This window comes from Alkalihalobacillus bogoriensis ATCC BAA-922, from assembly GCF_000621445.1.
Lineage (GTDB): Bacteria > Bacillota > Bacilli > Bacillales > Bacillaceae_F > Bacillus_AO > Bacillus_AO bogoriense.
The window spans coordinates 379278-390536 of sequence record NZ_KK211279.1 but is presented as its reverse complement, the minus strand read 5'-3'; the positions used below and the strand labels follow the sequence as shown (position 1 = coordinate 390536).

Here is an 11259-nt window from a genome sequence, read left to right as displayed (position 1 = left end):
TCGATTCGTCGTTCCTCTAACCAACATGTTTTTTCCACAACAAGGAGAGGGGATTTTCTCTGCACCCCTAACTAAAAACTCCAGTAAGTATGTTTTCAATCAGCTGATATTCTGATACAATAATCATATACTTTTTTGTGGGACATCTCCTGTATAACTGTTGGCGCAGTTACACGTTTTGGGAGATGTCTTTTTCCTTTCTCCAGAATGATAAATGTCGAAATATTCCGAACTACATAAGGACATTATATTCGACTAATTCTGGACAGGCAATACCGGCAACATTCGGTAATTTTAGAGTGTCAAAAACATTTCACTTATTCCAAAACATTTATTAGATATGTATGACATTATTTTCTCTTGTTGAACTAATGCTTCCGTTGAACGTACATTTATATTTTAATTCCGTGAAGTCCATTTTAAATGTCGAAATCCACATTATTTTAGAAAAAAGGTTACTTAATTTTAATTTTAAAAAAGGTAACATACTTACAGGTGTTGGTACATCAACGTTTGTGACTTATTTATGTTTTGGTGAAGCCTTAAAATGGTTTTCTTCTATGTTGGATTATTGGATGTAGAGGACATGTCCAAAATGACGGACTAGACGAAAGTCTCCAAGTACGTTAAAACACAAACGTACTTGGAGTCAGGCACTTCCCCCTTATACAATTGAAACATGTATTTAAAATACAAATAAAGGCAAACTACCTATAAAAGGTTTGAGCGAAAATCATACAGAAGAGAGGCGAGTAAATTGGCTAATCATGAAGAAAGAACAGATTTACCTGCAAACTTTGATGAATTAAAGAAGTCCATCAATAGAATGGCTAATTGGCGGGAACGAATGGATACGGTAGAAGAGTTAGGGAAGTGGAAAGCGCGAGAGACAATTGAATTATTAAAGCATAGTATGAAAGGTGATCCTGTCCATAAAGTTCGGGAAGCTGCTTACCGTCAACTTCTAGCGTTAGGAGAACAGGTTACAATGCCGGAACGGAAGGAAGGCGATGCTGTTAAGGATACGAAAAAAATCCTTGTTCGTATAAAAAAGAGCCTTCCTAAGGATCATTCTTATGAAGATTTTAAAGAAAAATTGAAAAAGATGAGAATTGATGTGTATGATACATATGAAGGAGAAAAAGGTACGGATTTTGATAAGTGGCTTGAGCAGTTGTGGTCTGAATTACGGACGAGATAATGTAAAAGTCAGTTCAATATGATCTGTTATTGAGCTTTTTGAAAGAATGAGTAGAAATAATAAAAATGGGGTTAGGGTATGAGTGAACGAGGTTTTGATGAGTATCAGTTAAGTGAGGAAATAAATCGTGCACTTTCATTAATGAAATATGAAAAGGCAACAGAGGTTCAACGGGAAGTCATTCCTCTAGCGATGAAAAAGAAAGATTTAATCGTTAAATCTCAAACGGGCAGCGGGAAGACAGCAGCCTTTGGAATCCCGATTTGTGAGATGGTGAATTGGGAGGAAAGAAAGCCGCAAGCGTTAATTCTCACACCAACAAGGGAGCTTGCCGTTCAAGTTCGGGAGGATATTGCGAATATTGGTCGATTTAAGCGGATTAAAGCTGTAGCCGTTTATGGAAAAGAGCCTTTCTCGAAACAAAAAGACGAATTAAAACAAAGGACTCATGTTGTTGTTGGGACACCTGGTCGGGTGCTGGACCATATCGAAAGAGAAACAGTAGCATTGGATGAAATTAAATATCTCGTTATTGATGAAGCAGATGAGATGCTGAATATGGGTTTTATTAACGATGTGGAAGCAATTATTAAAGAGCTTCCTGTTGATAGAGTGACGATGGTGTTTTCGGCAACGTTGCCGAAAGATGTGGAAACTCTTTGTCATCATTATATGGAAAGCCCCGAGCATATTGAGATAGCATCTTCTGGCATGACTACGGCTTCGATTGAACATCATGTAATTGAGGTTAATCCAGAAGAAAAGTTATCGCTCCTTAAAGATATAACCATAGTAGAGAATCCAGACAGTTGTATTGTTTTTTGCAATACGAAAGAGCATGTGGATACGGTGTTTTCCGAACTTGATCGCGCTAATTATTCTTGTGAAAAACTTCATGGTGGATTAGAGCAAGAAGACCGGTTTTCCGTCATGGATGGTTTTAAGCGGGGGAATTTCCGTTATCTTGTGGCGACGGATGTTGCTGCGAGGGGAATTGATGTGGACAATGTAACGTTAGTCATTAACTATGACGTACCGATGGAAAAAGAAAGCTATGTGCACCGAACAGGAAGAACGGGCCGATCGGGTAATAAAGGAAAAGCGATTACGTTAGCCACACTAAACGATGAGAAGTACCTTAAAGGGATCGAGAGATATATTGGTTTTACCATAGCTGATATGGAGGCTCCTAGTGAGACCGAAGTTTCTAGAGGAAAAGCGGCTTTTGATGAAAAAATTAGTGGCCGTCGAGTCGTTCGAAATAATAAAACGGCACGAATCAATAAAGATATTATGAAGCTCCATTTTAGTGGTGGGAAAAAGAAGAAGCTTCGGCCAGTAGATTTTGTTGGAACGATCGCTAATATTCCTGGGGTAAGCGCAGAGGATATTGGGATTATCACGATCCAAGATACATTAACGTACGTGGATATTCATAATGGAAAAGGGTCGTTAGTGTTAGAAGCAATGGAAAATACCACGATTAAAGGAAAGAAGCTGAAGGTGAGCATAGCAATTAAGTAGGATATAGGGGGTCAGGCACCTCAATTACATATTTGTAGCTGGCGGGCACTTCCCCTTTGTTTTTACGGCCACCAGCGCTCTTATGTGTGAACAAAACCCCTGTTTCAAGAATTAAGCGGACAGGAGAGACGTTATTTGGCAAATATCAGTGGGATAAGCGCTGGTAAATGGTAAATAGGGTCTTCTCTGTCCGCTTATTTTTGCAAACGCCTATAAAGTTCACAAATAACGGCTGTGGTGGCCGCGGATATTCGAAAAAGCCAGCGTCTCGGCAACAAGAGGAGAGGCATACGCTTTTGTGTCAAACTAGGAGGCGTACATTTTCTAATATAATGGTTCATTTCTACTAAAATAAAGGAAACGGCTCTTGAGGAAGAACGACATATGAAATTAGAAATGGGAGAGTCTTTAATCAATCTTGGCTGCGCCATATAAAAAAGTGTCAATCTGTGTAATTGAATTGGAAGCCTTCCTCTAATCATTGGACACTTTCCAATGAAGAAGAATTAGAGACAATGATGAGGCTCTTTAATATATGGTTTTGAAAAGGATACTTCAAAACCTAACTTCTCCATCCAACTGTTTGCGGACTCTATTAAACTTTGCTCGCTATTCATTTCATTTGCTAGTATATTTGAAGGGAAAAGTAAAATAAAAAAAATACAAACAAATAATGCTACTATCTTGTTTTTCATATAGTTGCTCCTCTTAATCTAGAATATCAAACAAAATTTCTCTATCATATGAACTTGTTACATCTCTTTTTAGTGTCTTGAAAGCCTTGCGAGCCTAATGGCTCGAATTATGAAATTCGTTCATATAAAAAATTATAATAATGTAAAAAATAATGTAGACCTTTTCTACCTGCAAACTAAAGACCCAAAACTTACGAGCAGTAAAATGTAATATGAAAGGACCGTGCATATGCCTACCTATAACAAGCTTGTTCGAGATCGAATTCCGGAGATTATAGAAAAGAGCGGGAAGAAATTTAGGACAAAGACGTTAGATTCTACTACATATGAGAAAGAGTTACGAGTGAAATTAGAAGAAGAAATGGACGAGCTACTGAAAGCAGAATCAACGGCTGAGTTAGTAGAAGAAATGGCTGACTTGTTAGAAGTGATGTATAGTCTTGCTAAACTTCGTGGTGTGGATCCACCGGAGATAGAGGAAGTGAGAAAAAGAAAGCTAGACGAACGTGGGGGATTTGAGGAAAGACTCTTGCTAGTGGATGTTGAAGATTAACATTTTGTGAAAGAAAGGGCAGCAATGAAAGGGGTGTGGAGTAGTTGAGTTACAAGTTAAAAGTGGGGGAGCTGAAGGAGAAATATTTAACGGATGAAGAGATTTGGAGAACACTGACCGTTGTGTTGTCTAATAAATCCGTTAAATCATCAACATACAAGTATGCGTTGATTAAATCCTTGATTGAAAATTTATATCAAGTGAATGACCAATTTGAGCTTACCTACGACCAACTGGCATACTCCTTCACTAAGATTTATTGGAACTTGATTGTGCACCATCAGTTAGATAAGCAAAATCGCGGAAAGAATGCGCGCGTTGTCACGATTATTAAAGAAGCGCAGACAGCTAACGCAATTCCGTCTGAGTATAGTTTTGATAAGATCGATGCAACGCTCCAAATAAATCTTGTAAAAAAAGTAAAAACAACAATGAAGGAAAATGTATTTGGTGCTTTGTATGGTGACACAAAGGGGCGTTTTTACGCATTTGACCATAAACGTGAGTACTTTCAAATAAACCCTGCTGTACATAGTTTTATGCTGAATTATCAAAGATTGATTGTCAATCTAACTAATTACCATATGGCAGCTATGATTGAAGAATTGAATGAAGTACCAAGTATTAATTATCTTCTCGGTAAAGTGGAAAGCATTGCACGTCGAACGTCGCTGCGACCTTTTGAAAAGGTGTTAATGAATCATTTTGAAGCTAGATGTTTCTACTGTAACAAGACTCTTTCAGGAGAAAAGCGAGAAACGCATGTTGATCACTTCATTCCGTGGTCGTTCGTCCAATCCGATCACTTATGGAATCTTGTGTTATCTTGTCAAAAGTGTAATAGCTCCAAAAGCGATAAGTTGCCAGAGAGGCCTTTTCTTCAAGAGATCATTAGTAGAAACAATGAGTTACATACAAAAATAGTTGAACCGAACTGGATGACCAACTATAAAGAGAAAAAAATCATCATGTTGTACGATTACTCGATTAAGAATGGGTATGATGTGATTTGGAGTCCGTAGAAAAGAATCTAGAAGAAGACTAGGTGAGGACGAGGTTTTCAGAAAGGGTGCTGTATGGTTGAAGTAGGAATAGTAGTCTTTTCACTTTTAGTTATTGTTTTATTGATTTCATTAAAAAAAAGAAATAGAGCCAAATTACACGTAATAAGAAAAGAACCAGCCAGGAACAGGACGCAAGTTTCTAAGATAAATAAAAGAAAAGAGCAGTTGGACATTAGCAAATTAGCAGTAGATCAAGAACATTATTTGTTTCTGGAAGCATTAGTCGAAGGGCGAATAACAGAAGCAGAGTATGATAAATGGGCTCATTCGAGAAAGCATGAAGGACAGGAAGTATTTAGAATGTTGTTGAGAAGACCGTATGAGGTTAGGAAGTTGTAGTTTAAGCTCTATTTTGCCAAGAAGCCCTTCTCTGTACTCTTAAAAAGCACCTTATAGAAGGTGTTTTTTCTTTGGAACGACTTTTAATGCACGCGTTTCCTTAGCAGACACTATGTATGGTACTGGGTGTTTATAAAAAACTGCTGTCAATAAATTAATGACTCTCAGTAATGAGGGTCTTTTTTTATGAGAAAAAGCCGATGTTTTTTAAAATTGTATGAAAGAATGTTTGGGTGCAAAATAATCAGGTAATTTTTCGTGGTTTCATTTTATCTTTAAGATATCTCACAATGATTTTTATACTGATTATATAAATGAATTAGTCCTTTTTATAATTAAATTGTTATTTTGTATAATTAAACTTTACTTTTGTTATGAATTAATTTACAATTCTTGTTAAGAGGTGATGGTCTTGAAAAAAGATTTTGGTGATTCGATATCAAATAAGGTGTATGAATATCGCGTACTTGCTAGAATGTCTCAGCAAGAATTAGCTGAGAAAGTCGGGGTTTCCAAACAAACCATCTTCGTCATGGAAAAAGGAAATTATGTTCCCACGTTATTGCTAGCTTTTCGGATTGCGAATTTTTTTAACGTGGATGTGACCGAAATTTTTACTTATGAGGGAGGAAAGGATCAAAATGAAAATTGATGACATAACGAATTCAATGTTCTATCCATTAAAAACATGGGCGGAAGCATCAGCGGGTAATTGGAATATGCTTCTTGGAAGTGGTCTTTTATTGCTTGCCGTCGGAGTGATTATAACGTATGTATTTTATAAAAAAATGGGAAATGCTGATGAAAGAACGTCTCAAATTAGTTTGAAAAGCTGCCTCGTTATATTATCTGTTGTTATTTTATGTGACTTGATTTTTCCGAAAGAATATATGTGGCAAATTTTCTTTTTGTTTAAATATTCGCTTGCATTTTTAGCGTCAGGAATTTATTTAGCGATTCAATATAAGAAAGATTTCTTAAACTAATGAATGAAATAGGAGGATAGCAAAATGCATGTTAATTCAGTTACGAAGAAATATCATCGTACTGTCGTGTTAGATCGGATATCTTTTGAGTTTAAACAAGGAGAGATTGTGGGATTAGTTGGCAGTAATGGCGCTGGAAAAAGCACACTTATGAAGATTATTGCTCAAACAATTCAAACATTCGATGGATCTGTTGCGGGTAATAACCATGTTGGGTACTTAATTGAGGAGCCTAAATTATACACGAATAAAACCGGGTTAGCACATCTTTCCTATTTTTCTGGAATCTATGGAACTAGATTCAATCTTAGTGAATACGAGGTTTTTTTGAAAGGCATTCAATTGTATGATGTATTGAATAAAAAGGTCAAACAATATTCTTTAGGGATGCGGCAGAAATTAGGAATTGTTATTAGTCTTTTGAATAAACCAAATTACATTGTGTTGGATGAACCTACTAATAGTATGGACATTGAAACCTCTCTAGAAGTATTACAGCAATTAAGAAAAATGGCGAATGAGTGGAATGTTGGTGTTTTGATTTCTAGTCATAAGCTCGAAGATATTGAAACAATCTGTGATCGAGTTTTGTTTTTAGAAAAAGGGAAAATTGTTGGTGAACAACAATTAAGTAAAAAGAGTCAGTTTCTACTCAAATTCGTTTTTGCTACTTCGACTGAAGTAGCAACATTCATCGAGAAGCAACAGTTCGGAACTATCATTCACTTGAGTGAAAACACAATTGAAATGGAAACGAGTGTGGAGAATACTGAAATTTTTCAGTTTTTACATCAGTTAGGATTAAGATTAGTAGATTTTTCTGCGGAGAAAAAGACACTTCGAAATGTCTATATGAATAAATTGAGAGGTGAAGGTCATGCAACTAAACATTCATAACTATGTTAGTTACAATGGAATCGATTTATTGAAAAAAGGTCACTTACTTGTTGGAGTGCTAGCAGCATTTGCACCAGCAATCGTGATGAGTGCCTTAATCTTGACAGAAACTACGCCGTTTTATATCAAACATGTCTCTAGTTTCTATTGTATGTTAGGGATGTTGGCCGCGGTATTACACCCACTTTATTTTGTAAACAGGGATTACTCATCTAAGGCCATTTCTTTGATTAACAACTCAAAACAAAACAGAAAAAACTATGTCATGGCGAATGTCGTGATTGCATTGTATGTGAGTTTGCTGTATGTCGTATTAGGAATAGGGTTACTTTTAGTTACGAAACAACTCGGCGTACCTGGTGAGTTGGAGGTTTCCTTTCTACTTGGATTCTCGGCTAATTTCTTTCTGCTAGTGCTTACGTATTTTTTGTTTGGATATCTTTTATTTTTATATGGAATTCGGAGTGGTGCGATTTATTTGATTTTAACAGTAATGCTTCTTTTCATCCCCAATATTTTGTCAAATATATTGTATAGTACGAATAACTCATTTCTTTCAGGCCTCATAGAAAATTTCCCTGGTTACTTTTATCCTGCGCTCGTTGGCTCAAATCCACTTTCCCTTCTACAATACAGCATTGGTTGTGTCATATTACTTGTACTTTTTCTACTTGTTTTTAATAAGAGCAAGAAGATTGAAATGTAAGCGGACATGAGAGACGTTATCTGTGAACATTGCTAGCGTTTTGGAATTTTGGCGGACACAGCAGCTCTTAATGGCAAGATATTGCTTTGAGTAGAGTTGTTTTTGCTTTGATAAGCGCTCCTGTGTCCGCATATTTTCTGAAACCCGCATAACGTTCACAAATAACGGCTGCCCTGTCCGCACCATTATAAATGAGTAAGGCGATAAGTTCGTGCGCGCGTTTTGCCACTGGCAATAGTGAGAAAATTAGATTTAACAAGGGTATGAAGGACTCGGCGAGTTTGGCGGTCGCTTATTCGGAGATGCTGGGAGACTTCATGTGGACTAATGGGGCGGAGGAGGCGGCGGGCAAAGCGCAGTGTTTCTGCTTCATGCCAGGACAGATGTGAAGGTGTGTGAATCGCTAGAAATTTTCCGAGAAAGGCAAGAATAAGCTGTTGGCATTGTCTTGGTTCGTCTGTTATGGATAAGTAGGCAATCGGTAATATCGTCCAGCCTTCAAGTGCTAATAAAGAGTGACGCCAACATAAGTCTTTGAATCTTTTTACATCGAGGTCTCTAGCGTGTGGACCATAACCTTGAATCTCGATACAACCTTTTCCGTTTCCAGGATGATAGGCTAAATCCAAATACCGATAGCGGTTATTTAAATCACGCACCTCCCATTCAGGATACAAATGGTCAAAACTGCCGACTGTCGGAAGCCAAATATGTCGTAAAAATTCAATGGTCCCGTGTCCTAACCCTTTTATAAGTAACTCTTTTCTTCGCTGATTTTTTTCGTTGGCAATGTTCTCTTCAAGCCAGTCATCATATGTTTGTTGGAATTGCTTCACTTTTGATTCGCTCCTTTTTTTGTGCATTGTTAGATTTTTTGTGGACACGAGAGCTCTTATTTGTGAACTTTTGTAGTGTTTCAAAAAATTAGCGGACACGAGAGCCTTTATTTGCTAAAAAGAGACTAGAATATAAGTGAGAAAAGCGAAATAAGCGCTCCTGTGGCCGCTTAAAATAGGAAACCCGTATACTGTTCACAAATAACGGCTGCTCTGTCCGCGAAAAATGAGATATGGGATGTGTTGAGGATGGGGGGAATTGTTGAAGAATATATTGCAAAAATAATCATTGTTTTGACAGTCCTTCGATGACACCTTCTACACGATGTAGTCGGCGATTTACAGCAAGCACTTCATTTTCATTTCTATCGTGTTTGGTAGAGTTGTTTTAAGCAAAAGCAATCACATCTTCGTGGTTGTTTTTTTTGATTCGCTCAACGTCCCCCTCCTTTCATTGGAAATAATTACTATAGCTATGTTCATTATACAATTGTGAAAGACTCCCATCAATATCAATACGCTGTTTTCAAAATGTTGTTATAGTAAAGAGTTTGTATATCAGTCTAATAAACGGACGGAATATTTACCAGGTTACGGTTTTTCCGATATACCCATTTTAGTTTAGAAATATCATTCTATTAAATGGTGCTATTGCTGAGGTATTCATTTATTTGGAGAAAATGCTAAATCTAAACGAAGTATTCAATCTGGTAAATTACATGTCATTCACTAGTTAGTAAGTAAATTGTAAATTAGTGGTAAGAACTATGTCATTACTGTTGTACGTTTCCTTCTCATGGCTATTTTCGCTGAGATTGTATGAGAATAAAATACTGTAAGAGCAAGATTACGACTGCGCTTCTTGTTAAGGGGGGGGGCAGTATTTAGTGGAGACGATAAGTATCAGGTGTATTAATGTAAACAAATGTATACAATATATGTTTACAATTGTTTACATTAATGGTATTCTATAAAGGAGAGGAGGTGTTCTTAATGACTGAATATAGAAAAAAAATGTTCCGAGGTGCCAAAATCGAGGATTGTATTTTAGATTTTATTAGCATGGAAAAAGAGCTGAACAAAATGAACCGAAATACAGGAGAAGATGAAAAGCAATTTCTATTAGGAATGAGTCAAGCGTATCGTTTTGTTGTAAACCGGTTAACAAGAGAGTTTGATTATGTTAAAGGAGGAGATGTTGTGAAGTTAAAAGTAGAGGAGTTAATCCGAACATTTAGAAAGAGCGCTACAGCGACACAAGAGCAAAGTAAAACAGGCGTTGTCAATCTAGTTGAAGGTAAGTATTATAACGAAATTCCAGAAGAAGCGAAAAAGGAATTACTCGAAATACCAGAGGATTTACAAGTTGGTCTGTATGAGGGAATGTCTCATGGCTATGAAAAGATCATTATTGACTTGGAGCTATTGCTAGAATCAACTCAAACAGATAAATTTGCCTCTATTGAAGAAATGATGTTGAAATACAAAAAAACTGCTGCAGTGCTGAAAGAAAAAATAAACGAAGATGAAACCGATTATCGAAGTGGATACCTTCAAGGGGAAATGTCATCTTATTTATTAGCAGTAGAGGAATTACAAGGGTCATTCGAGCTTGGAAATTGATTAATTTAACGTAGTTATGGTCATTAAGCGGCCATGAAAACCGTTATCTGTGAACTTTGCTAGCAGTTTGGAACGATGGCGGACACAGGAGCAGTTAATCATGATATATCGCATGGAATACAGTTGCTTTTGCGTGAATAAGCGCTCCTGTGGCCGCTTAAAATAGGAAATCCGTATAATGTTCACAAATAACGGCTGCTCTGTCCGCGAAAAATAAGATATGGGATGGTGTTGGGGAAGGGGAATAGTTGAAGAATATATTGCAAAAATAATCATTGTTTTGACAGTCCTTCGATGACACCTTCTACACGATGTAGTCGGCGATTTACAGCAAGTACTTCATTTTCATTTCTATCATGTTTAGTAGCAATCGTTTTAAGCATAGCAATCACATCATCGTGGTTGTTTTTTTCGATTCGCTCAAGAGTTGCCTCGATTGTATCAAAGCGTGTATTTACAGTAGTAGAAAAATGATTAAATGTGGAATCAATAGTACCTATTTGTTTGTCCAAACTATTTATTTGTCTGCCCACGTCATCGATTTGCTTGTCCATGTTCTCCATTTTATTGCCCATATTATCCATTCGCTTGTCCACACTATCCAAACGTTTATCCATACTTTGCATGTGCTTATCCAAACTTTGTATTTGTTCTAGTATTTGATTTAATACTATATCGCTCAACGTTCTCCCCCTCCTTTCATTGAAAAATTTAATATAGCTATGTTCATTATACAATCGTGAAAGACTCCCATCAATATCAATAAGCAGCTTTCATAATGTTGTTATAGTAAAGAGTTTGTATACGATTCTAGTAAATGGAATATTTACCAGTG

Annotated in this window: 13 protein-coding genes; 10 read left to right on the top strand and 3 right to left on the bottom strand. The window is 36.8% G+C overall.

The features are described 5' to 3' along the window. Positions 1-757: 757 nt before the first annotated feature. The gene (locus T323_RS0122905) at positions 758-1201 is read left to right on the top strand and encodes a HEAT repeat domain-containing protein (protein WP_026675360.1); all 444 of its coding nucleotides are present in this window, start codon (positions 758-760) and stop codon (positions 1199-1201) included. Positions 1202-1279: 78 nt separating this feature from the next. Then, the gene (locus T323_RS0122900; RefSeq protein WP_026675359.1) at positions 1280-2725 is read left to right on the top strand and encodes a DEAD/DEAH box helicase; all 1446 of its coding nucleotides are present in this window, start codon (positions 1280-1282) and stop codon (positions 2723-2725) included. A gap of 506 nt (positions 2726-3231) precedes the next feature. On the opposite strand, the gene T323_RS0122895 is transcribed toward T323_RS0122900, so the two are convergent. After that, on the bottom strand, positions 3232-3420 hold the full coding sequence (locus T323_RS0122895; RefSeq protein ID WP_026675358.1) for a hypothetical protein: 189 nt from the start codon (positions 3418-3420) through the stop codon (positions 3232-3234). A 229-nt stretch (positions 3421-3649) separates the two neighbouring features. On the opposite strand from T323_RS0122895, the gene T323_RS0122890 reads away from it, so the two are divergent. The 7 genes from T323_RS0122890 (at position 3650) to T323_RS0122860 (ending at position 7965) form a co-directional block, all read left to right on the top strand. After that, positions 3650-3973 carry a nucleoside triphosphate pyrophosphohydrolase gene (locus T323_RS0122890; RefSeq protein WP_026675357.1) on the top strand — a complete coding sequence of 108 codons (324 nt, stop codon included), beginning with the start codon at positions 3650-3652 and terminating at the stop codon, positions 3971-3973. Between the two features lie 44 nt (positions 3974-4017). After that, a complete protein-coding gene (locus T323_RS0122885; RefSeq protein WP_026675356.1) occupies positions 4018-4995 on the top strand; it encodes an HNH endonuclease in 978 nt (325 codons plus the stop codon). A 54-nt stretch (positions 4996-5049) separates the two neighbouring features. Beyond that, positions 5050-5376 (top strand): hypothetical protein, encoded by a 327-nt coding sequence (locus tag T323_RS0122880; RefSeq protein ID WP_026675355.1) that lies wholly within the window; start codon positions 5050-5052, stop codon positions 5374-5376. Positions 5377-5782: 406 nt separating this feature from the next. Then, the gene (locus T323_RS0122875) at positions 5783-6028 is read left to right on the top strand and encodes a helix-turn-helix transcriptional regulator (protein WP_035179644.1); all 246 of its coding nucleotides are present in this window, start codon (positions 5783-5785) and stop codon (positions 6026-6028) included. Beyond that, the gene (locus tag T323_RS0122870; protein ID WP_084309380.1) at positions 6018-6362 is read left to right on the top strand and encodes a DUF2178 domain-containing protein; all 345 of its coding nucleotides are present in this window, start codon (positions 6018-6020) and stop codon (positions 6360-6362) included. The genes T323_RS0122875 and T323_RS0122870 overlap by 11 nt, the downstream gene beginning before the upstream one ends. Before the next feature lie 24 nt (positions 6363-6386). After that, on the top strand, positions 6387-7259 hold the full coding sequence (locus tag T323_RS0122865; RefSeq protein ID WP_026675352.1) for an ABC transporter ATP-binding protein: 873 nt from the start codon (positions 6387-6389) through the stop codon (positions 7257-7259). Further along, positions 7240-7965, top strand: coding sequence for an ABC transporter permease (locus tag T323_RS0122860; RefSeq protein WP_026675351.1), 726 nt, complete (start codon positions 7240-7242; stop codon positions 7963-7965). Before T323_RS0122865 ends, T323_RS0122860 begins: the two co-directional genes overlap by 20 nt. Before the next feature lie 185 nt (positions 7966-8150). On the opposite strand, the gene T323_RS0122855 is transcribed toward T323_RS0122860, so the two are convergent. Continuing rightward, a complete protein-coding gene (locus T323_RS0122855) occupies positions 8151-8801 on the bottom strand; it encodes a hypothetical protein (RefSeq protein ID WP_026675350.1) in 651 nt (216 codons plus the stop codon). A 993-nt stretch (positions 8802-9794) separates the two neighbouring features. Here T323_RS0122855 and T323_RS27535 point away from each other — a divergent pair. Further along, positions 9795-10424, top strand: coding sequence for a hypothetical protein (locus T323_RS27535; protein ID WP_035179641.1), 630 nt, complete (start codon positions 9795-9797; stop codon positions 10422-10424). 272 nt (positions 10425-10696) lie between these two features. Here T323_RS27535 and T323_RS0122845 read toward each other — a convergent pair whose 3' ends face one another. Then, complete coding sequence (locus tag T323_RS0122845) at positions 10697-11107, bottom strand: hypothetical protein (RefSeq protein WP_026675349.1); 411 nt, start codon at positions 11105-11107, stop codon at positions 10697-10699. Between the last annotated feature and the right edge of the window lie 152 nt (positions 11108-11259).

Excerpts from the sequence above, each read along its gene's own strand:
- T323_RS0122900 (WP_026675359.1), top strand. The coding sequence starts at position 1,280 with ATGAGTGAACGAGGTTTTGATGAGTATCAGTTAAGTGAGGAAATAAAT.
- T323_RS0122895 (WP_026675358.1), bottom strand. The coding sequence starts at position 3,420 with ATGAAAAACAAGATAGTAGCATTATTTGTTTGTATTTTTTTTATTTTA.
- T323_RS0122890 (WP_026675357.1), top strand. The coding sequence starts at position 3,650 with ATGCCTACCTATAACAAGCTTGTTCGAGATCGAATTCCGGAGATTATA.
- T323_RS0122880 (WP_026675355.1), top strand. The coding sequence starts at position 5,050 with ATGGTTGAAGTAGGAATAGTAGTCTTTTCACTTTTAGTTATTGTTTTA.
- T323_RS0122875 (WP_035179644.1), top strand. The coding sequence starts at position 5,783 with ATGGTCTTGAAAAAAGATTTTGGTGATTCGATATCAAATAAGGTGTAT.
- T323_RS0122870 (WP_084309380.1), top strand. The coding sequence starts at position 6,018 with ATGAAAATTGATGACATAACGAATTCAATGTTCTATCCATTAAAAACA.
- T323_RS0122865 (WP_026675352.1), top strand. The coding sequence starts at position 6,387 with ATGCATGTTAATTCAGTTACGAAGAAATATCATCGTACTGTCGTGTTA.
- T323_RS0122860 (WP_026675351.1), top strand. The coding sequence starts at position 7,240 with ATGCAACTAAACATTCATAACTATGTTAGTTACAATGGAATCGATTTA.
- T323_RS27535 (WP_035179641.1), top strand. The coding sequence starts at position 9,795 with ATGACTGAATATAGAAAAAAAATGTTCCGAGGTGCCAAAATCGAGGAT.